The organism is Mycobacterium sp. DL592, assembly GCF_011694515.1.
Lineage (GTDB): Bacteria > Actinomycetota > Actinomycetes > Mycobacteriales > Mycobacteriaceae > Mycobacterium.
On record NZ_CP050192.1, the window covers coordinates 2868970 to 2894139 of the forward strand.

27 protein-coding genes are annotated in these 25170 nt (G+C 68.1%); 4 read left to right on the forward strand and 23 right to left on the reverse strand.

The window, feature by feature from the left end; translation table 11 throughout:
- The first annotated feature begins 163 nt into the window (after nt 1-163).
- Entirely contained in the window at nt 164-3649 is a 3486-nt protein-coding gene (gene car / locus HBE64_RS13765) for a carboxylic acid reductase (RefSeq protein ID WP_167102990.1), read from the forward strand.
- Between the two features lie 119 nt (nt 3650-3768).
- Entirely contained in the window at nt 3769-4881 is a 1113-nt protein-coding gene (locus HBE64_RS13770; RefSeq protein ID WP_243841318.1) for a GGDEF domain-containing protein, read from the forward strand.
- A gap of 8 nt (nt 4882-4889) precedes the next feature.
- On the opposite strand, the gene HBE64_RS13775 is transcribed toward HBE64_RS13770, so the two are convergent.
- The 10 genes from HBE64_RS13775 to HBE64_RS13820 form a co-directional block, all read right to left on the reverse strand.
- Nucleotides 4890-5273 (reverse strand): DUF1304 domain-containing protein, encoded by a 384-nt coding sequence (locus HBE64_RS13775; RefSeq protein ID WP_167102993.1) that lies wholly within the window; start codon nt 5271-5273, stop codon nt 4890-4892.
- Nucleotides 5274-5295: 22 nt separating this feature from the next.
- Entirely contained in the window at nt 5296-6363 is a 1068-nt protein-coding gene (ruvB, locus tag HBE64_RS13780; protein WP_167102996.1) for a Holliday junction branch migration DNA helicase RuvB, read from the reverse strand.
- Nucleotides 6360-6953 carry a Holliday junction branch migration protein RuvA gene (gene ruvA, locus HBE64_RS13785; RefSeq protein WP_167102999.1) on the reverse strand — a complete coding sequence of 198 codons (594 nt, stop codon included), beginning with the start codon at nt 6951-6953 and terminating at the stop codon, nt 6360-6362. The genes ruvB and ruvA overlap by 4 nt, the downstream gene beginning before the upstream one ends.
- Nucleotides 6950-7504, reverse strand: a complete 555-nt coding sequence (ruvC, locus tag HBE64_RS13790) for a crossover junction endodeoxyribonuclease RuvC (protein ID WP_167103002.1) — start codon at nt 7502-7504, stop codon at nt 6950-6952. Before ruvC ends, ruvA begins: the two co-directional genes overlap by 4 nt.
- A gap of 82 nt (nt 7505-7586) precedes the next feature.
- Complete coding sequence (locus HBE64_RS13795; protein WP_167103005.1) at nt 7587-8771, reverse strand: MFS transporter; 1185 nt, start codon at nt 8769-8771, stop codon at nt 7587-7589.
- Between the two features lie 19 nt (nt 8772-8790).
- Nucleotides 8791-9123, reverse strand: coding sequence for a hypothetical protein (locus HBE64_RS13800; protein ID WP_167103008.1), 333 nt, complete (start codon nt 9121-9123; stop codon nt 8791-8793).
- Between the two features lie 60 nt (nt 9124-9183).
- Nucleotides 9184-9939: a YebC/PmpR family DNA-binding transcriptional regulator gene (locus HBE64_RS13805; protein WP_167103011.1), complete on the reverse strand. Its 756-nt coding sequence runs from the start codon at nt 9937-9939 to the stop codon at nt 9184-9186.
- Nucleotides 9940-10086: 147 nt separating this feature from the next.
- The gene (locus tag HBE64_RS13810; protein ID WP_167103014.1) at nt 10087-10479 is read right to left on the reverse strand and encodes a DUF5313 family protein; all 393 of its coding nucleotides are present in this window, start codon (nt 10477-10479) and stop codon (nt 10087-10089) included.
- 95 nt (nt 10480-10574) lie between these two features.
- The gene (locus HBE64_RS13815) at nt 10575-11057 is read right to left on the reverse strand and encodes a MarR family winged helix-turn-helix transcriptional regulator (protein ID WP_371743986.1); all 483 of its coding nucleotides are present in this window, start codon (nt 11055-11057) and stop codon (nt 10575-10577) included.
- Between the two features lie 58 nt (nt 11058-11115).
- Entirely contained in the window at nt 11116-11715 is a 600-nt protein-coding gene (locus HBE64_RS13820; RefSeq protein ID WP_167103018.1) for a TetR family transcriptional regulator, read from the reverse strand.
- A gap of 91 nt (nt 11716-11806) precedes the next feature.
- Here HBE64_RS13820 and HBE64_RS13825 point away from each other — a divergent pair, with 91 nt between their 5' ends.
- A complete protein-coding gene (locus tag HBE64_RS13825; RefSeq protein ID WP_167103021.1) occupies nt 11807-13558 on the forward strand; it encodes a CocE/NonD family hydrolase in 1752 nt (583 codons plus the stop codon).
- On the opposite strand, the gene HBE64_RS13830 is transcribed toward HBE64_RS13825, so the two are convergent.
- The 5 genes from HBE64_RS13830 to HBE64_RS13850 all read right to left on the reverse strand — a co-directional run bounded on the left by HBE64_RS13830 (nt 13555) and on the right by HBE64_RS13850 (nt 16826).
- Nucleotides 13555-13707, reverse strand: a complete 153-nt coding sequence (locus HBE64_RS13830; RefSeq protein ID WP_167103023.1) for a hypothetical protein — start codon at nt 13705-13707, stop codon at nt 13555-13557. The genes HBE64_RS13825 and HBE64_RS13830 overlap by 4 nt on opposite strands.
- 121 nt (nt 13708-13828) lie before the next feature.
- Entirely contained in the window at nt 13829-14422 is a 594-nt protein-coding gene (gene pdxT, locus HBE64_RS13835) for a pyridoxal 5'-phosphate synthase glutaminase subunit PdxT (protein WP_167103025.1), read from the reverse strand.
- Nucleotides 14419-15264, reverse strand: coding sequence for an acyl-CoA thioesterase II (gene tesB / locus HBE64_RS13840; RefSeq protein WP_167103027.1), 846 nt, complete (start codon nt 15262-15264; stop codon nt 14419-14421). The genes pdxT and tesB overlap by 4 nt, the downstream gene beginning before the upstream one ends.
- A gap of 10 nt (nt 15265-15274) precedes the next feature.
- The gene (gene pdxS, locus HBE64_RS13845; RefSeq protein ID WP_243841653.1) at nt 15275-16123 is read right to left on the reverse strand and encodes a pyridoxal 5'-phosphate synthase lyase subunit PdxS; all 849 of its coding nucleotides are present in this window, start codon (nt 16121-16123) and stop codon (nt 15275-15277) included.
- A gap of 274 nt (nt 16124-16397) precedes the next feature.
- Nucleotides 16398-16826 (reverse strand): nitroreductase family deazaflavin-dependent oxidoreductase, encoded by a 429-nt coding sequence (locus HBE64_RS13850; protein WP_167103031.1) that lies wholly within the window; start codon nt 16824-16826, stop codon nt 16398-16400.
- A gap of 87 nt (nt 16827-16913) precedes the next feature.
- On the opposite strand from HBE64_RS13850, the gene HBE64_RS13855 reads away from it, so the two are divergent.
- Nucleotides 16914-17483, forward strand: a complete 570-nt coding sequence (locus HBE64_RS13855) for a TetR/AcrR family transcriptional regulator (RefSeq protein ID WP_167103033.1) — start codon at nt 16914-16916, stop codon at nt 17481-17483.
- A gap of 19 nt (nt 17484-17502) precedes the next feature.
- On the opposite strand, the gene HBE64_RS13860 is transcribed toward HBE64_RS13855, so the two are convergent.
- The 8 genes from HBE64_RS13860 to HBE64_RS13895 all read right to left on the reverse strand — a co-directional run bounded on the left by HBE64_RS13860 (nt 17503) and on the right by HBE64_RS13895 (nt 25089).
- Complete coding sequence (locus tag HBE64_RS13860; RefSeq protein ID WP_167103036.1) at nt 17503-18537, reverse strand: NUDIX domain-containing protein; 1035 nt, start codon at nt 18535-18537, stop codon at nt 17503-17505.
- Nucleotides 18534-19697 carry a glycosyltransferase family 4 protein gene (locus tag HBE64_RS13865; RefSeq protein ID WP_167103039.1) on the reverse strand — a complete coding sequence of 388 codons (1164 nt, stop codon included), beginning with the start codon at nt 19695-19697 and terminating at the stop codon, nt 18534-18536. The genes HBE64_RS13860 and HBE64_RS13865 overlap by 4 nt, the downstream gene beginning before the upstream one ends.
- Nucleotides 19697-20635 (reverse strand): phosphatidylinositol mannoside acyltransferase, encoded by a 939-nt coding sequence (locus HBE64_RS13870; RefSeq protein ID WP_243841654.1) that lies wholly within the window; start codon nt 20633-20635, stop codon nt 19697-19699. Before HBE64_RS13870 ends, HBE64_RS13865 begins: the two co-directional genes overlap by 1 nt.
- Nucleotides 20636-20652: 17 nt before the next feature.
- The gene (gene pgsA / locus HBE64_RS13875; protein ID WP_167103045.1) at nt 20653-21318 is read right to left on the reverse strand and encodes a phosphatidylinositol phosphate synthase; all 666 of its coding nucleotides are present in this window, start codon (nt 21316-21318) and stop codon (nt 20653-20655) included.
- Entirely contained in the window at nt 21315-21869 is a 555-nt protein-coding gene (locus HBE64_RS13880) for an HIT domain-containing protein (RefSeq protein ID WP_371743987.1), read from the reverse strand. The genes pgsA and HBE64_RS13880 overlap by 4 nt, the downstream gene beginning before the upstream one ends.
- Nucleotides 21862-23913 (reverse strand): threonine--tRNA ligase, encoded by a 2052-nt coding sequence (thrS, locus tag HBE64_RS13885; RefSeq protein ID WP_167103048.1) that lies wholly within the window; start codon nt 23911-23913, stop codon nt 21862-21864. The genes HBE64_RS13880 and thrS overlap by 8 nt, the downstream gene beginning before the upstream one ends.
- An 85-nt stretch (nt 23914-23998) precedes the next feature.
- Complete coding sequence (locus HBE64_RS13890) at nt 23999-24400, reverse strand: TIGR02611 family protein (protein ID WP_208300690.1); 402 nt, start codon at nt 24398-24400, stop codon at nt 23999-24001.
- 74 nt (nt 24401-24474) lie between these two features.
- Entirely contained in the window at nt 24475-25089 is a 615-nt protein-coding gene (locus HBE64_RS13895; protein ID WP_167109178.1) for a PaaI family thioesterase, read from the reverse strand.
- Nucleotides 25090-25170 lie beyond the last annotated feature (81 nt).

Here is a 25170-nt window from a genome sequence, read left to right on the forward strand (position 1 = left end):
TGTTCGCGGCTTCACGTACCCCACCACTGACAGCAGATTCACAGCGACGAGCAGCAGCGTCACAGCCGCGAACGGGAATATCGTTAGCTTCTCTAACGTCATTCCCGTCGGGCGCAGCGTGGCGCCCACGATTCCTGATTCTTGACTTGCTTGGAGATTCGTCATGCCGCTCGATACCCGCGAAGACCGTTTCACCCGCCGAATCACCGACCTCTACGCCACCGATCCGCAGTTCGCCGCCGCCCAGCCTCTCCCCCTGGTCAGCCAGGCCGCCGCGGGGCTGCCACTGCCCGCGATGATCAAGACCGTATTCGACGGCTACGCCGATCGGCCCGCCGTGGGCCAGCGCGTCTCCCGACTGCACCTCGACCCTGACACCGGGCGCCGTACCCGGGTGACCGAACCGGCATTCGACACCCTCACCTACGCGCAGGTATGGGATCGCGTCGAGGCCATCACCCGAGCCTGGGCAGGCACCGCGGTGCATCCCCGCGACCGGGTCGCGATCCTCGGGTTCACCAGCGTGGACTACACGGTGGTCGACCTCGCCCTCACCCAACTCGGCGCCGTCGCCGTGCCGCTGCAGACCAGCGCGGCAGCGTCTCAGCTCACGCCGATCGTCGCCGAGACCGAGCCCACCCTGATCGCCGTCGGCGCGGACTATCTCGATGACGCCACCCAGCTCGTATTGACCGGACCGGCGCTGAAACGCTTGGTGGTCTTCGATTTTCATGCCGACGACGACGACCACCGGGAAGCCCTCGACACCGCGGTCACCACACTGGAGGGCACCGGTGTGAAAGTCACGACACTGGCGCAGGAGATCGACCGCGGCACTGCGCTCGCGGAGCATACTCCCGCCAGCGTCGACGAGGACCCCCTGGCGCTGCTGGTCTACACCTCGGGCAGCACGGGTGCCCCCAAGGGCGCCATGTACCCCGCCAGCAAGGTCGCCGACATGTGGAGCGCGGCCGCGCAGCACTGGGACGAGCAGCACGGCAGCTTCCCGGCAATCGTGCTCAGCTTCATGCCGATGAGCCACGTGATGGGCCGTGGCGCCCTCTACGGTGCGCTGAGCACCGGCGGCACTGTGTATTTCGCCGCCCGGCCCGACCTCTCGACATTCCTCGAGGACCTCGCGCTGGTCCGCCCCACTCAGCTCAGCCTGGTCCCCCGCGTCTGGGACATGATCCACCAGGAGGTGCAGCGTGAGGTCGACCGCCGCACTGACATCGATGAGGACAGCGTGCTCGCCGAGAGGCGGCAGAGCCTGCTCGGCGGCCGGTTTGTCACAGCGATGAGCGGGTCGGCGCCGATCGCACCCGAACTCAAAGCCTGGGTGGAGCGGTTCCTGGACATGCACCTGGTCGAGGGATACGGCTCCACTGAGGCCGGTGCCGTGTTCGTCGACGGGCTGATCCGGCGCCCGCCGGTGACCGACTACAAACTCGTCGACGTCCCCGAACTCGGCTACTTCGGCACTGATCTGCCCCATCCGCGCGGCGAGCTGCTGGTCAAGTCCGAGCAACTGTTCGCGGGATATTACCGCCGGCCCGACGTCACCGCCGAGGTGTTCGACGCCGACGGCTTCTACCGCACCGGCGATATCGTCGCCGCCATCGGACCCGACCAGGTCCGTTATGTCGACCGGCGCAACAACGTGCTCAAGCTGTCCCAGGGCGAGTTCGTCACGGTGTCCAAGCTGGAGGCCGTGTTCACCGCGAGCCAACTGGTGTCCCAGATCTACCTGTACGCCAACAGTTCCCGGCCCTACCTGCTCGCCGTGGTGGTGCCTACCGACGAAGCCCGAACCGGCCACGATGAGGCCGAACTCAAGTCGGCGATCACCGAGTCACTGCAGACCGTGGCGCAGACAGCGGGCCTGCAGTCCTATGAGATCCCTCGCGACATTCTCCTCGAGACAACGCCGTTCACCGTGGAGAACGGTCTGCTGACCGGCATCCGTAAGCTGGCCTGGCCGCGACTGAAGGAGCGCTACGGCCCTACCCTCGAACAGCTCTATACCGATCTGGCCCGGGCTCAGGACGACGAACTGCGGGCCATCCGCGGCAGCGCCGCCGACGCACCGGTGCTGGCGACGCTCATCCGTGCGGCAGGCGCGCTGCTGGGCACACCCGCTGCCGATCTCGACACCGGGGCACATTTCACCGATCTCGGCGGAGACTCGTTGTCCGCGTTGAGTTTTGCTAACCTCCTCAACGAGATCTTCGGTGTCGAAGTGCCAGTCGGGGTGATCGTCAGCCCGGCCAGCGACCTGCGGTCCATCGCCGCCTACGTCGAGGCCGAGCGTGCCTCAGCCAGCACGCGGCCGACCTTCGCCGCGGTGCACGGCGCCGACGCCACCGAGGTTCACGCCAAAGACCTGACGCTGCAACGGTTCATCGACGCCGAATCACTCGCCGCGGCCGCTACGCTGCCCGGCCCGCGCCGTGAGATCCGCACCGTCCTGCTCACCGGAGCGACGGGCTTCCTGGGCCGCTACCTCGCCATCGAGTGGCTCGAGCGGATGAGCCTGGTCGGGGGCAAGGTCATCTGCCTGGTGCGCGCCCGCTCCGACGAGGATGCCCGCGCCCGCCTGGACGCCACCTTCGACAGCGGCGACGCGGGACTTCTCGCGCACTACCGGCAGCTGGCCGCCGAGCATCTCGAGGTCCTCGCCGGCGACAAGGGTGAGCACAACCTCGGACTCGATGCGCCCACCTGGCAGCGGCTCGCCGACACCGTCGACCTGATCGTCGACCCGGCCGCACTGGTCAACCATGTGCTGCCCTACCGGGAGTTGTTCGCCCCCAACGTGTTAGGCACTGCGGAGCTGATCCGCATCGCACTGGCGACACGCATCAAGCCCTACGTCTACGTCTCGACGATCGGAGTCGGTGCCGGCATCACCCCGGGCCGCTTCGTCGAAGACGCCGACATCCGCACGATCAGCGCAACACGGGCGGTCGACGACTCCTATGCCAACGGCTACGGCAACAGCAAGTGGGCCGGTGAGGTACTGCTGCGGGAAGCCCACGACCTGGCGGGCCTGCCGGTCTCGGTGTTCCGCTGCGACATGATCCTGGCCGATACCAGCTATGCCGGCCAGCTCAACCTGCCCGACATGTTCACCCGGATGATGTTGAGCCTGGTCGCCACCGGAGTGGCCCCGGCGTCGTTCTACGAACTGGACGCGGCGGGAAACCGGCAACGCGCGCACTATGACGGGTTGCCGGTCGAATTCGTGGCCGAGGCCATCTCCACACTGGGCGCCCAGGTCACCGACGGCTTCGAGACCTATCACGTGATGAACCCCTACGACGACGGTATCGGGCTCGACGAGTTCGTCGACTGGTTGATCGACGCCGGATACCCGATCCAGCGGATCGCCGACTACGACCAGTGGCTGCAGCGGTTCGAGACCGCGATGCGGGGCCTGCCCGAACGGCAGCGGCACTATTCGCTACTGCCGCTGCTGCACAACTACCGGCGACCCGAGCGCCCCCTGCGCGGATCCATCGCGCCCACCGACCTGTTCCGGACGGCGGTCCAGGAGGCGAAGATCGGCGCGGACAAGGACATCCCGCATGTGTCGTCCGATGTCGTCGTCAAGTACGCGACGGACCTTTCTCTGCTCGGGCTGTTGTAATCCATTTTGCGAACTCGCCACCAGGGTCGCGGTCGGCGCGATCCACGACCCTGGTGGCGTTTCTTTGCAAGCAGTAGGATCGTCAGATCTTGGGGGGCGTGGGCCGGCGCGGGGAGCAGATGCACAGGGACGACGGCGTGATGGCGTCGCTTCGGCAATGGTGGGCCCAGCCCGATCAGTACAACTGGTTCTCGGAGTTCCTCGCGTCGCGGCAGCTGCAGGGATTCACCCGGACGATGGCTGGCTCGACCGCCGCGTTCTTCGCGGTCGTGCCGATTCTGATGCTGTGGAGCCCGTCAGGGCCACAGGGGCGGGTGGGCACCATCGGAGCGATCACGATGTCGCTGCTGTGCGTGACCGGGGGCATCATGTGGCTCGTGTGCTGGCCGACCCAACGCCAGTCAGCCGCGTTCGCCCTCGGCGGCAATGCGTGTGTGACCCTCGGTTGCCTGATCGCCGGAAGCCCCATCACCGGGCTGCTGGCCTGCACCACATTCGCTCCTCTTGCCGGGTATGTGGCGTTGTTCCACTCCAGCCGGCTGTTGACGGCCACCCTGATCAACGCGGGCCTGACGACGGCGTTGGCGGCTGCCCGGATCGCCGCCGCCGGTGATATCGCCTTGGCAGCAGGGCATTTCGTGGCGGTGGCGATCGCGGTGGTCGCCGTGCCGTTCGCCGCTCAGGTGCTGGTGCACCTACTGACGGTGGATGCGCTGATGTCGCACACCGATCCGCTGACCGGGCTGCGGAACCGGCGCGGCTACTACCGCTCCACGGTCCAGCTGATCGACACCGCAGGCGACTCTGCGTCGTCGTGTCTCACCGTCACCCTTGTCGACCTGGACGGGTTCAAACAGATCAACGACCGGCACGGCCACGGCTTCGGCGACGCGGTGCTGATCGCGGTCGCCGACAATCTGCGGCGCTTCAGCGCCATGAATTCCGTGGTGGCGCGGGTGGGCGGCGAAGAATTCCTGATCGCGGAGCTGGCGGCACCCAGTGACGCCGCGGCTCGCGCCGAACGGCTGCGCCAGGCCGTCGCGTCGGCGCCTGGCGGGGTCACCGCCAGCCTCGGGATGGCCTCGATGGCACTCGCCGATATCGGCCGGGGTGCGCAGCAGCGGGTTATCGAGCATCTGGTGGACGAAGCCGATACGGCGATGTACGAGGCGAAGCGGGCCGGCGGCAACCAGACGCGGCATCGGCCGTCGCCGAGCCGCCTGATCGACTGAAGGTTGACCTACAGCACCGCGATCGCCAGCAGGCCCACGGCGATCAGCGGGAAAACGCCCTGCGTGATCGCGGCTCGCGCCTTGTCGGGCGAGACTGCCAGCAGTACGACCGCCGCGGCCAGCATGGAGCCGACGCCGGCGAACACCAGCGCAGCGCCGACAGCGTTGTGGCCCAACACGATTGCCACGATACCGACGGCGGTCACGATCGCCAGGAACAGGTTGTAGAAGCCCTGGTTGAATGCCAGCAGCTTGGTCGTCTCGGCTTCCTCGGGCGTGGTGCCGAACACCTTTCGGGTGCGCGGTGAGGTCCAGGTCAGCGATTCCATGACGAAGATGTAGACGTGCAGCAGCGCGGCGAGCGCGGCGAATACCAGGGCGGCGGCGGTCATATGGCGTTCCGTTCGTCGAAGTTCACTCGAACAATCCGGACGGCCCGAGCCCGCTGGCACGCGGCGGCGGCACCATTCCGAGGTGGGTCCACGCTAGTGGCGTGGCGACGCGGCCGCGCGGAGTTCGCGCGATCATGCCCGCGCGCACCAGGAACGGCTCGCACACCTCCTCGACGGTGGTGGCCTCCTCCCCGACGGCGACCGCCAGTGTCGAGACCCCCACCGGGCCGCCGCCGAAGCTCTTGGTCAGCGCGGAGAGCACCGCCCGGTCGAGGCGGTCCAGGCCTAGTTCGTCGACGTCGTAGACCGCCAGAGCAGCCTTGGCGATGTCGCGGGTGATGATCCCGTCGGCACGTACCTCGGCGTAGTCACGCACGCGGCGCAACAGCCGGTTGGCAATCCGCGGGGTCCCCCGCGACCGGCGGGCGATCTCGGCGCCGGCTTCCGCACCGAGTTCGATGCCGAGGATTCCTGCCGAACGGCCCAGCACGCGTTCGAGTTCCGGGGGCTCGTAGAAGTCCATGTGCGCGGTGAATCCGAAGCGGTCCCGCAGCGGGCCGGTCAGCGCCCCGGACCTTGTAGTCGCACCGACGAGGGTGAACGGGGCCACCTCCAAGGGAATCGACGTGGCGCCGGGGCCTTTGCCCACCACCACGTCGACGCGGAAGTCCTCCATCGCCAGGTACAGCATCTCCTCGGCGGGCCGCGCGATGCGGTGGATCTCGTCGATGAACAACACGTCGTGCTCGACGAGGTTGGACAGCATCGCTGCCAGGTCACCGGCGCGCTCCAGCGCAGGCCCGGAGGTGACACGAAGCGACGAGCCCAGCTCGCCGGCGATGATCATCGCCAGTGACGTCTTGCCCAGACCGGGCGGACCGGACAGCAGGATGTGATCCGGTGTGCCGCCGCGGTTCTTGGCGCCCTCGAGGACCAGCTGCAGCTGTTCGCGCACCCGCGCCTGCCCGATGAACTCTCGCAGCGACCGCGGCCGCAGGCTGGCGTCGATATCGCCCTCGCCGACGCTGAGCATCGGCGAGACGTCCCGGTCGGGGTCGTCGTCCTCGGTGTCGCCCTCGAACCTGCTCATTTGGTCTTGCCCAGCAATGACAGAGCAGCGCGCAGCGCGCTGGACGTGTTGGCATCGGGGTCAGCGGCCAGGACCTTGTCGCAGGCTTCCTCGGCTTGCTTGATCGCAAAGCCAAGTCCGACAAGGGCTTCCACGACGGGTCCGCGCACCGCATGCCCGGAGACCGTGGCCACCCCGGCCGAACTGGGCAGCGAGCCGATCTTGTCGCGCAGCTCGAGCACCATGCGCTCGGCACCACGCTTGCCGATGCCGGGCACCCGGGTCAGCGCGGTGACGTCACCGTCGGCCAGCGCCTGGCGCAACGCGGTCGCGTCGTAGACCGCCAGCGTGGCCAGGGCGATCTTGGGGCCCACGCCGGAGACACCGAGCAACGTCGAGAACAGGTCGCGGGCATCGGCGTCGGCGAACCCGTAGAGCGTCTGGGAGTCCTCGCGCACGATCATCGCGGTGATCAGCCGGGCTTCGCTGCCCCGGCGCAGGGTCGCCAGCGTCGACGGGGTGGCCATCACCTTGTAGCCCACCCCGGCGGCCTCGATGACGACGTGGTCGAGGGCGATGTCGAGGACCTCGCCGCGCACCGAGGCGATCATCTCGCCGCCTTCAGCCGCGCGACGTACGCCCGCTTCTGCTCGGCGGCCATCGCCTCGGCCTTGGCCATCCGCGCGATCATCGGGGCCCGCCAGCAGTGGCAGATCGCCAGGGCGAGCGCGTCGGCGGCATCAGCCGGTGTGGGTTTCTGTTGCAGCTGCAGGATCCGGGTGACCATCGCGGTCACCTGTGCCTTGTCGGCGCGGCCGTTGCCGGTGACGGCGGCCTTGACCTCACTGGGGGTATGGAAGTGGACGTCGATGTCGCGGCGCGCAGCGGCCAGGGCGATCACCCCGGCGGCCTGGGCGGTGCCCATCGCGGTGTTGGCGTTCTGGTTGGCGAACACCCGCTCGATGGCCAGCACCTCGGGCACGTGGGTGTCGAGCCAGTGCTCGACGGTGTCGCTGATGGTGAGCAGCCGCTTCTGCAGCGGCTGATCGGCCGGGGTACGCACCACGTCGACATCCAGTGCGGTCACCTGACGCCCGCCGCTGCCCTCGATCACCGACAGACCGCAGCGCGTCAACCCTGGGTCGACTCCCATCACCCGCACGGATCGCCTTTCGCCTACGAACAGCTGTTCGATACCTTAACCGCTGCGAGCGACAGCATCGCGTAGCGACATACCCACCGGGTCAGCGTTCCAGGGCCATCGCGGTCAGCGCAGGATCGGAGGTGCCGCCCGAGCGGCCGGGCACCGAGCGCCAGATCAGGGCCGCGCACAGCAGGGTGATCAGCACGGCACCGGAGGTGACGACGAACGGCAGCCAGACCGCGTAGGCGAACATCGCTCCGGCGGCGCCGGCGCCGATCGCGATGGCCGACATCTCGGCCACCCCGAACAACGACTGCGCGCGCCCCGCCGCACCGGCCGGCACGTTACGGGACAGCAGGGACAGGGCAGCCGGATAGGCGACGGTGAATCCGGCGGCTTCGAAAGCCCCCAGTGCCATCAGTGCAACCGTGCTGGACAGGAACGGATAGGTGGCCAGGAACGCCGCCGACATCGCGAGGGCGGCCAGTGCGAGGCGACGTTGGTCGTAACGGTCCACAAGCCGGCCCGAGAACGGCGCGACGACGATGAACGGCACGGCGTAGGCGGCGAACGACAGCCCGATCTGAAAGTTCGTGGCGCCCTTGCTCTGCAGCAGCAGCGACCAACATGCCTCGTACACCCCAGCGCACAGTCCGCCGGCCAGCCCGGCCAGCATCGCGCCCTGCAGCCCCCGTCTGCGCAGCAGGTCGCGCACCGACACCGAATCGGTTGGCTCCGAGGGGCTTTCGACATCGGGCAGTGCGATGAACAGCATCGGCAGGCAGGCGAGCACCGAGCACACCGCGGTTCCGATGAACATCGCGCCGACGTGGCGTTCGGGAACCAGGCTGCCCACCACCGGTCCGATGGCCATCCCCGCCAGTTCGCTGGAGTACAGCCAGGCGTATCCCACCCCGCGGCGTTGGGCGGGGATGCAGCGACCAACCATGCTCAACGCCGCCACTCGCACCGCCCCTGATCCAAAGCCCTGCAGTCCGCGCAGCACCGCATAGGCTGAGCCCGCCTCGACGAGGACGAAAGCCGCACTGGCGACGGCATACATCAGGAGGCCGGCGACGATGACCGGTCGGTGGCCCCATCGGTCGGTGGCCCACCCGCTGGGGTACTGCGCCACGACAGCCGCCGCGAAGTAGGCGCCCATGACGATGCCGACGGTGCCGACCGAGACCTGTTGGTGGACTAGGAACAGCGGCAGGATCGGCAGGATGGCGGTGGCCCCGAGGAACTGCAGGCCCATCGTGGCGGACACACTGCCGAGCAGCACACGCTCGGAGCGTCTCGAGTCAGTAGATGACGGCACCAGACTCCGCTTCGGGGCTGCCGTGCCCGCGCGCCTCGGCCATGATCTCGGCGATCCGCTCGCCGGAAGCCTTCCAACCCTTGACTTTTTCCCGGCGCAGCTCGTCACCTTGCCGCTTGACCACGATCGTCCACGGGACGCCGAGGAATCGGGCGAGCAACCAGAACGGCCAGACCACCACCAGAGGAAGGGTCAGCAGCATGCCGAGTGCGAACAGCCCGCCCCACTCCGGCAGTTCCAGAAGCCAGGTACCGAACGGCCACCACACGCGGCGCACCGTCCACCTGGTATTGGTGGCGTCGCGAACCGCGGGCATGTCAGTACTCCCCCATGGACCGACTCCTCCTCGCCGCTCGTACCTCGCAGCGCATCGTCGTCAGTCCTCGTCGAGCTGCGCCGCGACGTCGTCGGGGATGTCGATGTTGGTGTAGACGTCCTGGACATCGTCACTGTCTTCGAGCGCGTCGACGAGCTTGAGCACCTTGCGGGCGCCGTCGAGGTCGACGGGCACGGTGACCGACGGCTGGAAACTGGCCTCCGCCGAGTCATAGTCGATACCGGCGTCCTGCAGCGCGGTGCGCACCGCGACCAGATCGGTGGGCTCGGAGATGATCTCGAAGCTGTCGCCGAGGTCGTTGACCTCTTCGGCGCCGGCCTCCAAGACGGCCAGCAGGATGTCGTCCTCGGTCAGGCCGTTCTTCTCCAGCGTGACCACACCCTTGCGGGAGAACAGGTAGGACACCGAGCCGGGGTCGGCCATGTTTCCGCCGTTGCGGGTCATCGCCACGCGGACCTCACCGGCGGCCCGGTTGCGGTTGTCGGTCAGGCACTCGATGAGCACCGCGACACCGTTGGGCCCGTAGCCCTCGTACATGATGGTCTGCCAGTCGGCGCCGCCGGCTTCCTCACCGGCGCCACGCTTGCGGGCCCGCTCGATGTTGTCGTTGGGCACCGACGTCTTCTTGGCCTTCTGGATGGCGTCGTACAGCGTCGGGTTGCCGGCCGGGTCACCACCGCCGGTGCGGGCCGCGACCTCAATGTTCTTGATCAGCCGGGCGAACTCCTTGCCGCGGCGCGCATCTTTGACGGCCTTCTGATGCTTGGTCGTGGCCCATTTGGAATGGCCGCTCATGGTGGTACTTCCTCTTCCTTCTGCAGTCAGCGCCGAAGCCTCGTAACCAGACGAGTCTACTGGCCCGCACACATCGACATCCTCGATGCGCCCAGGACGCGAGTCGCGGTCCGTACGGCCAGTCGCGACAGCAGGAAACCCAAGCGGTCAGCGATACCTGGCGTCGTAACTGCGGCGCCGTCCGGCTTCGGCCACCTGGTCCCGTTCAGCCAGAACGCGCTGCAGCGTGCCCGGCGGCAAGCCGTGCTTGCGGAGTCGGTGTTCGGCGCTCTGGTCGATGTAGGCCGCGCCGTAGATCAACGCGATGCAAGCACCACCCAGGACCGCTGTCGCCGCAATCCAGACGGGCCTGGTCAATAGGATGCCGCAGACCGCGAAGGGCAGCAGGGTCGTCAAAGTCCGCGCGACCTGCCGCCACCAGCGGCTACGTGCGGTGAGGTCGTGCAGCACCCACTGCTGATAGCGGGGGCCGAGCGTGCCACCGTAGGCGTACCACAACCACCGCAGTGGGTCGGGCCGATGAAATGACTTGCCGCTCATCAACATTGCTCGTCCGTCTCCGTCCGCCCGGCGCTGTGGGCGGAACCGTCGAATTTGTCGTCAACCGACCTGTCAGCACCCATCTGGTCGGCTCTTCACACCCCGGGAAGCGCGCCGGCTGCGAGGGCCACCGCATTGATCCGGTGCAGCACGTCGCGCAGGTTCTCCAATTCGGGGAGTTCCACACCCAGCCGGTCCACGACCGCCGCCGGAACAGCCAACGCACGCTGTCGCAGGGCTCGCCCCTCGTCGGTCAACGTTATTGCCGTGGCACGTTCGTCGACGGTGCTGCGATGTCGCCGAATCAGTCCCATCGCCTCGAGCCGTTTGAGCATCGGCGACAGCGTGGCGGATTCCATCTGCAATGCCGAGGCGATCCCCTTGACCGAAAGATCGCCTGCCGCAGCTGAATCACGGTCGTGATCCCACAACGCCAGCATGACCAGATACTGCGGGTGGGTCAGGCCCAGTGGTTCCAGGATCGGGCGGTACACGGCCAGGACGGCGCGGTTGGTCACCGCCAGTGCGAAACAGACCTGCTGTTCGAGCGCCAGCGGATCCACCGGGGATATCGTCACAAGAAAGATAGTACCCTAATAGTTAGGGTACTATCCATTAGCCCGGACGAAGGGCCACTCACGCCCCCAGGTCTGCGTCGATGTAGTGCTGCACCACTGGAACCATCGCGGCTAGCACCTGATTTTCGGTCATCGAGGCCAGCGGTTCGATCTTCCACACATAACGCACGAGAGCGAATCCCATCAGCTGGCTGGAGATCAGGGCGCTTCGTCTGAGCCGCTCGCCTTCATCATCGCCGAGCGTCGATTCTCCGATCAGGCTGCGCTCGACGATCGTCCGCAGCTTGTCGCGGGTGGTGGGTTCGTGGGCCGCCGTGAGCACCACCGCCCGCAGTGTCGGCCCGATCTCGTCGTCCTCCCAGCTGCTCATCACGGTGCGCAGCAGCTGGGCGGCCAGCTGACCGCGGGGGGTGCCCCAGGCCGCGGCCACCTTCTCCAGCCAGCGCGGCGGCGGCGCGGTAGCGGCGTCGAGCAGGCCTTCTTTGGAACCGAAGTAGTGGTAGACCAGCGCGGGGTCGACGTCGGCGGCGCGGGCCACGGCCCTGATGGTGGTCCCCGCCGAGCCGTGTTCGGCGAAGGATTCTCTGGCGGCGGTCAGGATGCGCGCCGAGAGGACACCGCGTTCGTCTCGCGGACCAGGGGAAACAGTCTTGGCCACCGGCCAAGGATACCCGGAGATTCACGTTGCGTTGAAACTAGTTTCACCATACGATGAGACTGTCTCAACGAAGCGTGAAACAGGAGCCGATATGTCCACCGTTTCCGGAACCGAGCCCGGACAGCGCCGGCTCAACGGCCCGCAGACCACCGGCCGGGAATACCGCAACCTCAGCACGCCCGACCATGGCATGACTACCGATATCAACGTCGCCGTCCTGATGCGTGACGGCATCACCCTGCTGGCCGATGTACACCGCCCCGACGGCCCAGCAGCTGAAGGGGCGCGCTTCCCCGCGCTCATCGCGGCCTCCCCGTATCCCCGGCAGATCCAGGACCTCGGCGCGCCGGCCGGATTCATCGAGGCGGGCGCCACCGACTTCTGGGTGCCACGCGGATACGTGCACGTCATCGCCAACCTGCGCGGTACGGGCGGGTCCGGCGGCACGTTTGGTTTCTTCGACGCCCAGGAACGCCGCGACATGTACGACCTCGTGGAATGGGTGGCCGCCCAGCCGTGGTGTGATGGCAATGTCGGGATGATCGGCATCAGCTATTTCGCGATGACCCAGCTGGAGGCCGCTGTCGAACGCCCGCCCCACCTCAAGGCCATCTTCCCGGTGGCCGTCACCGCGGACCTGTACGACGCCGCGATGCACCACGGCCTGTCCAGCGCGTCGTTCGTGACACCGTTCATGTCGATGCTCGGACTCACCGCCGCGCGCAGCGACACGTTCTGGCGCAGCCGACCGCTGGGAGCGGCACGCTGGGTCCTCAATACCCCGCGGCTGCACCGCAAGTTCGCGACGATGAACGGCGAGGCGGCCGTGACGATGATGCGCGGGCTGCTCAAACTGCCGCACGACCCCCACCCCTGGGACGAGCTGTGGCTCGAAGCGACGGTCAAGCACCCCACCCGCGACGCCTGGTGGGACGAACGCAACCTGCTGCCACTGCTCGAAAAGGTCGACATCCCAGCCTATTTGGGCTGCGACTGGCAGAACGTGCCGCTGCACCTGCCCTCGACGTTCACCAGCTACGCCAGGCTGACCAACAGCCCCTGCGTGTGCATCGGGATGCTCGGCGAGTACGGCCTGACCTGGCCCTGGGAAAGCCTGCACATCGAAGCGCTGGCCTGGTACGACCATTGGCTCAAAGGCCGCGACACCGCGATCCTCGACGGCCCGGCGGTTCGTTACGTCCTGCCCGGCACCGACGAGTGGCGCATGAGCGAATCCTGGCCGCCAGCAAGCACGGTCCGCGAACTGGCCCTGTGCGCCGACGGCACCCTCGACGACGACGAAAATGCCCCTGGTACAAGAGACTTCATGGTTCTCGGCGGCGGGCTGGGCCGCGCCAAGGCAAGTGAGATCGATCCCCCGTCGTCGCTGACCTGGACCAGCCAGCCCCTCGACGATGCGCTTGAGGTCGCCGGCGACATCGAGCTGCGCCTCCTGGCCAGCGCCACCGCCGCCGACACCGCGTGGATCGTCACGCTGACCGATGTCGCCCCGGACGGCTCCAGCACGCCGGTCACCGCAGGGTGGCTGCGCGCCAGCCTGCGCGACGTCGACGAGGCGGCAAGCCGGCCGGGCGCACCGGTGCTGCCCTGCAGGCAGGCCGTCGCGGTGCCCATCGGCGAGGATGTCGAGTATCGGATTCCGCTGGTGCCCAACGCCAGACGGTTCGCGCCCGGCCATCGCATCGCGCTGACTCTCACCAGTGACGACCAGGACACGGACATTGCGGCGATCATGAACTTCCGGCATGCCAGCGTGGGAACCAGCAGTATCAACACCGTGGGATCCGGCTCGCGGCTAGTGTTGCCGGTTATTGAAGACTAGAGCGCGCGCCACCAGCCGGTGGGACGATCGGACGAGTGATACTGCCAGGCCGGCCGCCACACGAAGCGGTGGCCGACGGCGCCCCGAGGCGGTTGCGCGTCCAGGCCCACTTCCCGCAGGTGCAGGCGGAACAAGATTCGTGACAACATCACGCCTCCGTCCTTTGCCCCGAGCCCTCTGTCCAGCCAGTATGGACACCCATCACGGCAGAACGTGTGTGCCCACATTGACGCCGGGTAAACGTCAACTGACGAATTAGCGCAGGAAGCGTCAGGCCCGGCCGGTGACGATGTCGACGAAAAGCTTGTGCACTCGCCGGTCGCCGGTCATCTCGGGATGGAACGCCGTCGCCAGCACCGCGCCCTGGCGCACCGCGACGACATGGTCGTCGGCGCGCGCCAGGACCTGCACATCCGGACCGACCCGCTCCACCCACGGCGCCCGGATGAACACGGCATGCGCCGGACCGTCGAGCCCGTCGAACTCGATGTCACCTTCGAAGGAGTCAACCTGACGGCCAAAGGCGTTGCGCCGCACCGTCATATCGATACCGCCGAGCGGGACGGCCTCCCGGCCCGGTTCGCCGGCGTCGAGGATCTCACTGGCCAGCAGGATCATTCCCGCACACGAGCCGTAGGCGGGCATACCGCCCGAGAGTCGCCCGCGCAGGGGGTCGAGCAGGTCGAAGGCCCGCAGCAGATGGCTCATGGTGGTGGATTCGCCGCCGGGAATCACCAAACCGTCGACGGCGTCGAGCTCCTCGTGGCGGCGCACCGTGGACGCCTCGGCACCGGCTTCGCGCAAGGCGGCCAGATGCTCACGCGTATCACCCTGCAGGGCCAGCACACCGATCCGGACGGTCATTGTGCAGCGGGGTATCCACGCTGATAGCGGGTCAGCCCCTCCTGCATGACCGCGGCGACCATCTCCCCGTACTGGTTGAAGATCCGGCCGTGGGTCAGCGCCCGCCCGCCGCATGCCGACGGCGAGGACTGGTCGTAGAGCAGCCACTCGTCGGCACGGAACTGCCGCATGAACCACATCGCGTGGTCGAGCGAGGCGACATTGAGGTGTTTGCGTTCCTCGGCGTGGTGTACCTGCGCCGACCCCAGCAGGGTCAGATCGCTCATGTAGGCCAGCGCGCAGATGTGCAGGACGTGGTCGTCGGGCAGCGGATCCTTGTGCTTGAACCAGACCTGCTGCTGGGAGACCTTGCCGGGGTCGGTGATCACCTGGTCGCGCGGGACGATGCGGACATCCCACTCGGCGAACTGCGCGAAGCCGGCGTCGTCGAACACCCCACCCTTGGAGACGAAACCGGGGAGGTCGTCGGGCGGTGGGGCTGCCGGCATGGCGTCCTGGTGTTCGATACCGCTCTGGTCGGTCTGGAACGACGCCGACATCGAGAAGATGGTCTGCCCATGCTGCACGGCGTTGACTCGGCGGGTGACGAATGAGCCTCCGTCACGCAGCCGTTCGACGATGTAGACGGTGGGCTTGGTGGCATCACCGGGACGCAGGAAGTACCCGTGCAGCGAGTGCACCTGGAATTCCGGCTCCACGGTACGCACCGCCGACACCAGTGACTGGCCGGCCACGTGGCCGCCGAAAGTCCTTTGCAGAAAACCAGATTCGGGGCTGAACACACCACCGCGGTAGATGTTGACCTCGAGTTGCTCGAGATCGAGGATCTCTTCGATCGCCACCAGGCAGCGCCTACCAGCCGCGTTCGGCGAGCCGGTGGGGCTGCGCGATGTCCTCTACGTTGATGCCGACCATCGCCTCACCGAGGCCACGCGACACCTTCGCCAGGACGTCGGGGTCGTCGTAGAACGTGGTGGCCTTGACGATGGCGGCGGCACGCTCGGCGGGATTGCCCGACTTGAAGATTCCCGAGCCGACGAACACGCCCTCGGCGCCGAGCTGCATCATCATGGCCGCGTCGGCGGGGGTGGCGATACCGCCGGCGGTGAACAGCGTGACCGGCAGCTTGCCGGCCCGCGCCACTTCGACCACGAGGTCATAGGGCGCCTGCAGGTCCTTGGCCGCAACGAAAAGCTCGTCCTCGGACAACGAGGTAAGCCGGCGGATCTCCCCGCCGATGGTGCGCATGTGGGTGGTGGCGTTGGACACGTCACCGGTACCCGCCTCACCCTTGGAGCGGATCATCGCCGCGCCTTCGGTGATGCGGCGCAACGCCTCGCCAAGGTTGGTCGCACCGCACACGAACGGCACGGTGAACTTCCACTTGTCGATGTGGTGGGTGTAATCGGCCGGGGTCAGCACCTCAGACTCGTCGACGTAGTCGACGCCGAGGCTCTGCAGGATCTGCGCCTCCACGAAGTGCCCGATGCGGGCCTTGGCCATCACCGGGATGGTGACCGCGGAGATGATGCCTTCGATCAGGTCGGGGTCGCTCATCCGGGCCACGCCGCCCTGGGCGCGGATGTCGGCGGGGACGCGCTCGAGGGCCATCACCGCCACCGCGCCTGCGCCCTCGGCGATGCGCGCCTGCTCGGGGGTGACGACGTCCATGATGACGCCGCCCTTGAGCATCTCCGCCATACCGCGCTTGACCCGGGCCGTACCGGTCTGCGCGTGGCTGCCCGTGCCGTTACGTCCAGCTGCGGTATCCACAGTCGATCCCTTCTTTTGATACGGATCCAGTGTAAGGGAGGCACCCAAACTGAATATCTCCGCGTTGGAGCACTCCGTCGACCACGCTTCCGCCCGCTGGGGGCGGGTCGGTCGGACCCTTCCGGAGGCAGATCGCCGATGGCGTGAATCTACCGCAACGGTCACCGGTGACCTCCCGCCAGGAGGCGGGGCGGTCACGCTGTCAGTCGGTGAAGTCGATCCGAACCGACACCGGGGTCGTTTCCAGCGCCTTGACGACCTTGGACCCCAGCCGGCCGAAGCCGCGGGCACGGGCGACGACGTCGTCGTCGGGCCTGAATGCGGCCACCCCGGTGCGCCACCGATCGCCCTGCCGGATGCGGACGCCGGCGTTGGCGGCGATATTGCTTCCCCATCCCGAACGGTTGCCATGCTGGCAGATCACCCACGCACCGGCAGTATCGAACTGGGCCGAGACAGGGACCCGGCGCAGCTGGCCGGTCTTGCGGCCGATGGTCTCCAGTTCGGTGGCCAAGGTGGTGCGCACACCCAGCCTGCTCAGCCCCTTGACCGCCGGATTGAGCAGATAACGCCCGATCAGGCGTTCTCTGCGAAACTTCCGCAGCGTCTTGTCCGCACCGATGATCGCCATGGCCGCCTCCTAGGGGTAGTACGGGCAAGCCTAGTAGACCAATCGGTATACTTCAAGGCGAGCTTGCCGAACCGAGAGGTACCGAACATGTCCGCACGAGACGCCCTGATCGCCAGCGTCACCGGATTGGTGCGCCGGCGCGGAGTGGCCGGAACCGGCCTCGCTGCCCTGCTGGAGGACAGCGGACTCGCCCGCCGAACCCTGTATCTGAACTTTCCCGGCGGCAAAGCCGAGCTCGTCGCCGAAGCCACTCGGCAGGCCGGACAGGAGCTGGCCTCGGCGATCCGGGCAGCCGACGGCGCTGACGCGGCGCAGGCCGTGCAGATGTTCATCGATCAGTGGAAGGCGCAGCTCGGCGCGACGCATGTGGAAGCGGGCTGCCCGATCGTCGCCGCGATCCTCGGCCGCTCCGAGGCGCCCGCCGCCGCCCAGGCCGCCAGCGCGGCCGTCGCGGAATGGCAGGAGATCCTGGCCGAGCGGCTCATCGCGGACGGCGCCGAACCGGAGACCGCCCGCTCGCTGGCCACCCTGACCGTCGCCGCGATCGAAGGCGCGGTGATCCTCGCGGTGGCGGCGCAGTCGACCGACCCGCTCGACGACGTCGGCCGTCATCTGCTCGAGGTCATCAGGCTGCACGTGCCGGACCACCCGCAGTGACCGCCCGGCACGGTCGCCCTCAGCGGATGGGGTGCAGCTCGGCGCGCCCGGCTCCGCCGTCGGCCACCGCGCCGGCCTCGGCCAGCAGCTCGCCGAGCTGCAGCGGGTAGACCGTCTGCCCGCCTGCGGCGAGCTCGTCGATGGTGGCCGCATCACACCAGCGGTGACCGTGGATGTAGCGCAGCTCCAGTTCCGTGCGTCCGGTGGCCACCGGCTCGAACCGCCGGGTCCGATGCACGAAATAGAACTCCTGGCTCTGGACGACAGTGCCGTTGAAATCGATCACCGACTCCCGCCGCCACAGCGGGCCCACCATCGCGGCCGGGTCCACACACAGACCGGTCTCCTCGGCGATCTCCCGCACCGCCGCGTCAACCAGCCGCTCGCCGGGATGCGCCTCGCCGCCGACGGTGAACCACCACCGCGGTGCGGTGGTGGCGGTGACCGCCGGATCCGACCCACAGAACAACAGCACCGCGCCGTCATCGTCGAGCAGGACCACCCGCGCCGACGTGCGCCGGTCCACCACGCCCGCCTCGGCGGCCGGCCCGGGAGCCGCCCGCTCGGCGATCTCGAAATAACTTGGTAGCGGCGCGGTTCCGCCCAGACGCAGCCAGCGCACCGGGCGTCGCTCCCGCAGCGCCAGCGTGTCGCGGACCGCGTCGTTATGGAAGCGGCGGGCCAGCAGCACCCGTGCCTCGGCGTCGGCGAGCTCGGCGACCAGCGCCACCGGTATCGCCGACGGGTCGACCATCGCCAGCGCCGTGGACAGTTCGTTCTCGGCGGCCTCCCGCCCGGTTCGCGGCGCACGTTCGGCCGCATCAGCCAGCGCGGCCAGTCGCCGGCCCTCGGGGCGGTGGTTGTAGGCGTCGGCGGCCACGGCGCGCGCCACCACCGCGCGGCGGCCCAGCGCCGCGTCGAGCGCCTGCCAGGACAGGTCGTAGCGCACGTGCAGCCGGTCGAGCCGGTTGGCGGTCTGGTAAGCCCAGACCGCGCTGAACACCAGCACGAACACCAGGACCGCCGTCAGCGACCAGTACAGCGGGCCGTTCATTGGATCGATCCCCGAGTCGCTTCGCTCCTGCCCGCCGAGCCGGCCACCGTCACCTTCGCCCCCGCACCGGCGACCGTCTCGTAGACCCTCATGATCTCGTCGGCCACCACCGGCCAGTCGTAGCGGCGCACGGCGGTCCTGGCCGCCTTGACGTAGCCGCCGCGGATCGTGTCGTCGGCGAGGACGGCGATCAGACCGTCGGCCAGCGCGTCGGAATCCTCGACGCGGACCAGCCGGCCGGCCTTGCCGTCGACCAGAACCCGGCGGAACGCGTCGAGATCGCTGGCCACGACCGGCGTTCCGGCCGCCATCGCCTCGACCAAAACGATGCCGAAGCTCTCACCGCCGGTGTTGGGGGCGCAGTACACATCGGCGCTGCGCATCGCCGAGGCTTTGGTGGCGTCATCGACCTGACCCAGGAAACGCAGATGGCCGGCCAGCGGTCCGGCTTTCTCGCGCAGTTCCTCCTCGTCGCCGCGGCCGACGACGAGGACCTCGATGTCGGCGAAGCGCGCCACCAGGGCAGGCAGCGCACCCAGCAGCACCGCCATCCCCTTGCGGGGTTCGTCGTAGCGGCCCAGGAACAGCACCGACTTTCCCGGCCTCGGGTAGCCGTCGAGCCGGGGCGCCTCGGCGAACGACGCCACGTCCACCCCGTTGGGGATCTCGACGGCATCGGAGCCCAGCGCCTCCATCTGCCAGCGCCTGGCGAGATCGGACACCGCGATACGCCCGACGATCTTCTCGTGGTACGGCCGCAGAAATCCTTGAAAGACGCTGAGCGTCAACGACCTTGTGGTCGAGGTGTGAAAGGTCGCGACGATCGGGCCCTCGGCGGCCTGCAGGGCCAGCATCGACAAGCTCGGCGCGTTGGGCTCGTGCAGGTGCAGGACGTCGAACTCACCCTCGATGAGCCACTTCTTGACCTTGCGGTGGGTCGCCGGGCCGAACCGGAGCCGTGCCACCGACCCGTTGTACGGGATGGGGACCGCCTTGCCGCCGGACACCACGTAGTCGGGCAACTCGACGTCGGCCGACGCCGGCGCCAGCACGCTGACATAGTGCCCGCGTTGACGCATCACCTCGGCAAGCTGCAGTACGTGCGACTGCACCCCGCCGGGAACGTCGAACGAGTACGGGCAGACCATGCCGATGCGCATCAGCTGGGACCGTCGCCCCGTATTCGGGCGCGCCTCTCCTCGGACAGGTCGGCGAGCCACTGCGGCTGCAACATGTGCCAGTCCTCGGGGTGGGCGGCGATGTTCCTGCCGAACTCGTCGGCCAGCGCCTGGGTGATCACACCGACGTCCGCGCTCGAGCAGTCCAGTGGCGGGCCGATCTGCACGACGCAGTCCTCGCCCTGGTAGTAGACGTGAGCCGGCAGCAGCGCGGCGCCGGTCTTGACGGCCAGCTTCGCCGGGCCGCCCGGCATCCGAGTGGGTTCACCGAGCAGGTTCACCTCGATACCGGATCGGGTCAGGTCGCGTTCGGCCATCAGGCACACCGCGCGGTTGGCCTCCAGCCGCTCGGCGAGCACCTCCATCGGCGGGCGCTCGCCGCCGTTGAGCGGGAGCACCTCGAAGCCCAGGCTCTCCCGATAGTCGAGGAAGCGACGGTAGAGGGACTCCGGTTGAAGCCGCTCGGCCACCGTGGTGAACGTGCCGCTGTGATGCACCAGCCACACCCCCGCCATGTCCCAGTTGCCGCTGTGCGGGAGCGCCAGGATCACGCCGTGGCCGGCCGCATAGCCGGCGTCGACGTGTTCGGCGCCCACCACGACGGCATCGAGCCGGCGCGCAAGGGCGTCGAGATCCATCGTCGGCAACCGGAATGCCTCCCGCCAGTACCGGGCGTACGAGGCCAGCGAAGCACGGATCAGCTCGTCGGGCACCTCGGCGGGCGTGGTGCCGATCACCCGGGCCAGGTTCTTGCGGAGCTGCTCGGGGCCGCCGCCGAGCGCCGCATACCGGGCGCCGGCGCCAAAAGCATTGCGTGCAAAGAACTCCGGCATCGTTCTGACCAGCCGCCAGCCCGCGGCGTATCCCCAGTCGGCCAGGTTGTCGCCTGAGGGCAGCCGGTTACGCCCGGCTGTCCACAGCCCCGACGGAGTCGCGATCACTGCTCGGGACTCCCGGACTCGGGCGTGGCCGGTTCGATCTTGTCCATCGCCCCCGGCGAGCTACGCACCGAATGCACCCGCTGGCCCACCGTCACCAGGCTGGCGACCGCGAGCAGCCACATCGCGGTGGGCAGCAGGATCGGCACGCCGAACACCGGGAAGTCCGAAAGGCCGGCGCCGAGCAGCACGATGACCAGACGTTCGGGGCGTTCGATGAGGCCCCCGCCGCCTTCCAGGCCGCTGGCCTCGGCGCGGGCCTTGACGTAGGAGATCACCTGCGAGGTCACCAGGCAGATCAGGGTAGCCACCATCAGTGACGAGCTGTGCAGGCCGAACGCCGCCCACCACAGCAGCCCGCAGAACACCGCGCCGTCGCTGATCCGGTCGCAGGTGGCGTCGAGCACCGCGCCGAACCGGGTGCCGCCGCCGCGCTGGCGTGCCATCGCACCGTCGAGCATGTCGGCCAGTACGAAGAAGAACACCGCCACCGAACCCCACCACAGCACCCCGATGGGAAACAGCGTCAAGGACGCCAGCACCGAGCCGGCGGTGCCGACGATGGTGACGATGTCGGGGGTCAGCCCAATCTTGAGGGCCGCCTTGGCAACCGGCGTACTGAGTTTGGTGTACGCCGCGCGGGTCATCAGGTAGAAGTCGCTCACGGCAGGTTGGCCCATTCGGAGGCGAGCAGCGCGCGGGTGTCGCGTAGCAACTGCGGAATGACCTTGGTCTCACCCACGATCGTGATGAAGTTGGCGTCACCCGACCACCGCGGTACGACGTGCATGTGCAGATGCTCGGCCAGCGAACCGCCCGCCGACTTGCCGAGGTTGAGCCCCACGTTGAAGCCGTCCGGGTTGGAGACGGCCTTCATGACGCGAATTGCCTTCTGAGTGAACGCCATCAGCTCAGCGCTCTCCTCACTGGTGAGGTCCTCGAGCTCGGAGACCCGACGATACGGCACCACCATCAGGTGGCCGGGGTTGTACGGGTAGAGATTGAGCACCGCGTACACCTGTTCGCCGCGGGCCACCACCAGGCCTTCCTCGTCGGGCAGCGTGGGAATGTGGGTGAACGGCCGTGCGGGCTCGGCAGACTTCTTCTGCGCGGGCACCTCGACGATGTAGCTCATCCGGTGCGGGGTCCACAACCGCTGGAGCCGGTCAGGCTCCCCCACTCCCCGATCGGTGATCGCCTCGCGGTCTTCAGTCACTGTCAACCTTCACCAGTTCGGCTGTGGGCACGGCATTTTCGCGGTCGGCGATCCACTTCAGGATTGACGCCACTGCTTGCTGACGGGGCACACCGTTGATCTGGGTGCGGTCACCGAACCGGAAGCTGACCGCACCGGCCTCCACGTCGCGGTCACCCGCGAGCACCATGAACGGCACCCTCTGGTTGGTGTGGTTGACGATCTTCTTGGCCATCCGGTCGTCGCTGGCATCGACCTCCACCCGCACACCGTGCGAGCGCAATTCGGCGGCGACGTCGCGCAGGTAGGCCACGTGGTCGTCGGAGACGGGGATGCCCACCACCTGAACCGGGGCCAGCCACGCCGGGAACGCGCCGGCGTAATGCTCGGTGAGGATGCCGAAGAACCGCTCGATCGACCCGAACAGCGCGCGGTGGATCAACACCGGCCGCTGGCGGGTGCCGTCGGCGGCGGTGTACTCCAGCTCGAAACGCTCGGGCATGTTGAAGTCGAGCTGGATGGTCGACATCTGCCAGCTGCGGCCCAGCGCGTCGCGCACCTGCACCGAGATCTTCGGCCCGTAGAACGCCGCGCCGCCGGGATCGGGAACCAGCTCCAGGCCCGAGGATTCGGCGACCTCGCGCAACGTCTCGGTGGCTTCCTCCCACACCTCGTCGGAGCCGACGTACTTGTTCGGGTCCTTGGTGGACAGCTCCAGATAGAAGTCCGACAGGCCGTAGTCGGCGAGCAGGTCGAGAACGAACCGCAGCAGCGAGGCCAGTTCGTCACGCATCTGCTCACGGGTGCAGTAGATGTGCGAATCGTCCTGGGTCATCCCGCGCACCCGCGTCAGGCCGTGGATGACACCGGACTTCTCGTAGCGGTAGACGGTGCCGAACTCGAAGAGCCGCAACGGAAGTTCGCGATACGACCGCCCACGCGACCGGAAGATCAGATGGTGCATCGGGCAGTTCATCGGCTTGAGGTAGTAGTCCTGCCCTGGCTTGCGCAGGACGCCGTTCTCGTCGAACTCCGCGTCGATGTGCATCGGCGGGAACATGCCGTCGGCGTACCACTCCAGGTGACCGGAGGTGATGTAGAGCTGCTCTTTGGTGATGTGCGGGGTGTTGACGAACTCGTAGCCGGCCTCGATGTGCTTACGCCGCGAATACTCCTCCAGCTCGCGGCGCACGATGCCGCCCTTGGGGTGGAACACCGGCAGGCCCGAGCCCAATTCGTCGGGGAAGCTGAACAAGTCGAGCTCGACGCCGAGCTTGCGGTGATCGCGGCGCTGGGCCTCCTCGAGCAGCTCGAGGTGACGGTCCAGGGCTTCCTGGGACTCCCACGCTGTGCCGTAGATGCGTTGCAGGCTGGCGTTGTTCTGGTCGCCGCGCCAGTACGCCGCCGAGCTCCTGGTGAGCTTGAACGCCGGGATGTACTTGGTGGTCGGGATGTGCGGGCCGCGGCACAGGTCACCCCAAACCCGTTCCCGGGTACGGGGATTGAGGTTGTCATAGGCGGTCAGCTCGTCGCCACCGACCTCCATGATGTCGGCGTCACCGGACTTGTCGTCGACCAGTTCAAGCTTGTAGGGCTCGCCGGCCAGCTCGGCGCGGGCCTGGTCCTTGGATTCGTAGACCCGCCGGGCGAACAGCTGGCCCTCTTTGACGATGGCGCGCATCCGCTTCTCGAGCTTCTCGAGATCTTCGGGGGTGAACGCCTCGGGCACGTCGAAGTCGTAATAGAAGCCGTCGGTGATCGGCGGGCCGATGCCGAGCTTGGCTTGCGGGAACAGCTCCTGCACCGCCTGGGCCAGAACGTGGGCGGCCGAGTGCCGGATGACGCTGCGCCCGTCCTCGGTGTCGGCGGCCACCGGCACCACGTCGGCGTCGGCGTCCGGCGCCCAGCTCAGGTCGCGCAGCTTGCCGTCGGCGTCACGCACCACCACGATGGCGTCGGCTTCCCCGCGGCTGGGCAGGCCGGCGTCGCGCACGGCAGCGCCCGCGGTAGTCCCGGCAGGGACCCTGATGGGGGCTGCTGGGGCGGTGGTCGCGGGGGCGCTCATCACGGATGCTCTTTCGGGTGACGGGGACAGGGATGACCGCCACGAAGGCTCGCGGCCGGTCGCGACCATGCTATCGGGGCGAGCGTCAGGCTCCGAGGCCGATGGGGCTCTCCAAGGCCGGGTGATCCAGTCCGAACAGGCCGGCCGTCCAGCCCACCGCGCCGACCAGCCACAGTGTGGCCACCACGACGGCGGCGGTGAACACCGCGCCGAGCGCCTGTACCCACCAGCCCTGCCGCTTGAACCAGGCCATCGCAGTGCTGTAGTGGCCCCGGGTGAACGTCAGGGTGCGGTGCGCCCAGTAGAACTCGGTGGCCAGGATGGCCAGGCCGACGAACAGGATGGCCCAGCCGGGGCCGGGGTACGGGATCGCGACGATCCCGACCAGCAGCACGGTCACCCCGACCACCGCGACCGCGACGCGGTAGACGAAGTCGGCGAGCGGACGGTCCCGCAGCCGGTCACGTTGGCGCGCCCACGCGCGCAGCCAATCCCCGGGTCGCTTCGCTCTCCCCCTCGCCTGCGGCCGGGCGGTTCCCCTAGCCCGGCGCCGCCAGTTCTTCACGGCTGTCCCGGTTTCAGCAGCACGAACAGTCCTTCCCCGTCGGCCAGGACGGTGTCGCCGTCGGACAGCCGGATGTCGACGAAGATCTTGCGTCCCTCTTGGCGCAGCACCCCGGCGTCGACCTGCAGTTCCTTCTCGATGGGCACGATCTTGCGGTAGTTGACGTGCAGGTAGGCGGTGCGCTGATAGGGCCCGCCGGTCAGCAGGAACGACGTCTTGCCCAGCACGCCGTCGAAGAGGTGGGCGATGATGCCGCCGTGCACCGCGCCGTTGCGGCCGAGATGGAATCGGCGGAAGCGGGCCCAGCCGCGCAGCCGGCCATCCTCGCCGGGCTCCACCTCGTTGGGGATGCTCAGGATGTTGCCGCGCATCGGCAGATCGTTGCGCCGGCCCGACGGCGTGGTCCACTCGTCGACATCGAAGGGAGCCAGCAGCCCGGAGGCCTGCTCGAGCAGGTCTGCGGCGCGGGTGACGACGTCGTCGGGGGCGTCGGCGGCACGGGCGTGGTCCTGCAGATCGCGGACCGCATCGATGAACCGCCCGTAGTCCGGCCCGCCTTTGGCGGTGGGTACGGGCGGGTTGAACCCGCCGCCGGGGTGGGTCGCGCCCATCACGGTCATATCGTCTGCCACCTGGTTACCGTATGCCGCCTGGTGAGCGGCCCTGACTACGACGGTACGTGTGCCGATGGC

Excerpts from the sequence above, each read along its gene's own strand:
- car (WP_167102990.1), top strand. The coding sequence starts at position 164 with ATGCCGCTCGATACCCGCGAAGACCGTTTCACCCGCCGAATCACCGAC.
- HBE64_RS13770 (WP_243841318.1), top strand. The coding sequence starts at position 3,769 with ATGCACAGGGACGACGGCGTGATGGCGTCGCTTCGGCAATGGTGGGCC.
- HBE64_RS13775 (WP_167102993.1), bottom strand. The coding sequence starts at position 5,273 with ATGACCGCCGCCGCCCTGGTATTCGCCGCGCTCGCCGCGCTGCTGCAC.
- ruvB (WP_167102996.1), bottom strand. The coding sequence starts at position 6,363 with ATGAGCAGGTTCGAGGGCGACACCGAGGACGACGACCCCGACCGGGAC.
- ruvA (WP_167102999.1), bottom strand. The coding sequence starts at position 6,953 with ATGATCGCCTCGGTGCGCGGCGAGGTCCTCGACATCGCCCTCGACCAC.
- HBE64_RS13800 (WP_167103008.1), bottom strand. The coding sequence starts at position 9,123 with ATGCCCGCGGTTCGCGACGCCACCAATACCAGGTGGACGGTGCGCCGC.
- HBE64_RS13805 (WP_167103011.1), bottom strand. The coding sequence starts at position 9,939 with ATGAGCGGCCATTCCAAATGGGCCACGACCAAGCATCAGAAGGCCGTC.
- HBE64_RS13810 (WP_167103014.1), bottom strand. The coding sequence starts at position 10,479 with ATGAGCGGCAAGTCATTTCATCGGCCCGACCCACTGCGGTGGTTGTGG.
- HBE64_RS13825 (WP_167103021.1), top strand. The coding sequence starts at position 11,807 with ATGTCCACCGTTTCCGGAACCGAGCCCGGACAGCGCCGGCTCAACGGC.
- HBE64_RS13830 (WP_167103023.1), bottom strand. The coding sequence starts at position 13,707 with ATGTTGTCACGAATCTTGTTCCGCCTGCACCTGCGGGAAGTGGGCCTG.
- pdxT (WP_167103025.1), bottom strand. The coding sequence starts at position 14,422 with ATGACCGTCCGGATCGGTGTGCTGGCCCTGCAGGGTGATACGCGTGAG.
- pdxS (WP_243841653.1), bottom strand. The coding sequence starts at position 16,123 with ATGGCGGAGATGCTCAAGGGCGGCGTCATCATGGACGTCGTCACCCCC.
- HBE64_RS13850 (WP_167103031.1), bottom strand. The coding sequence starts at position 16,826 with ATGGCGATCATCGGTGCGGACAAGACGCTGCGGAAGTTTCGCAGAGAA.
- HBE64_RS13855 (WP_167103033.1), top strand. The coding sequence starts at position 16,914 with ATGTCCGCACGAGACGCCCTGATCGCCAGCGTCACCGGATTGGTGCGC.
- HBE64_RS13860 (WP_167103036.1), bottom strand. The coding sequence starts at position 18,537 with ATGAACGGCCCGCTGTACTGGTCGCTGACGGCGGTCCTGGTGTTCGTG.
- HBE64_RS13865 (WP_167103039.1), bottom strand. The coding sequence starts at position 19,697 with ATGCGCATCGGCATGGTCTGCCCGTACTCGTTCGACGTTCCCGGCGGG.
- thrS (WP_167103048.1), bottom strand. The coding sequence starts at position 23,913 with ATGAGCGCCCCCGCGACCACCGCCCCAGCAGCCCCCATCAGGGTCCCT.
- HBE64_RS13895 (WP_167109178.1), bottom strand. The coding sequence starts at position 25,089 with ATGGGCGCGACCCACCCCGGCGGCGGGTTCAACCCGCCCGTACCCACC.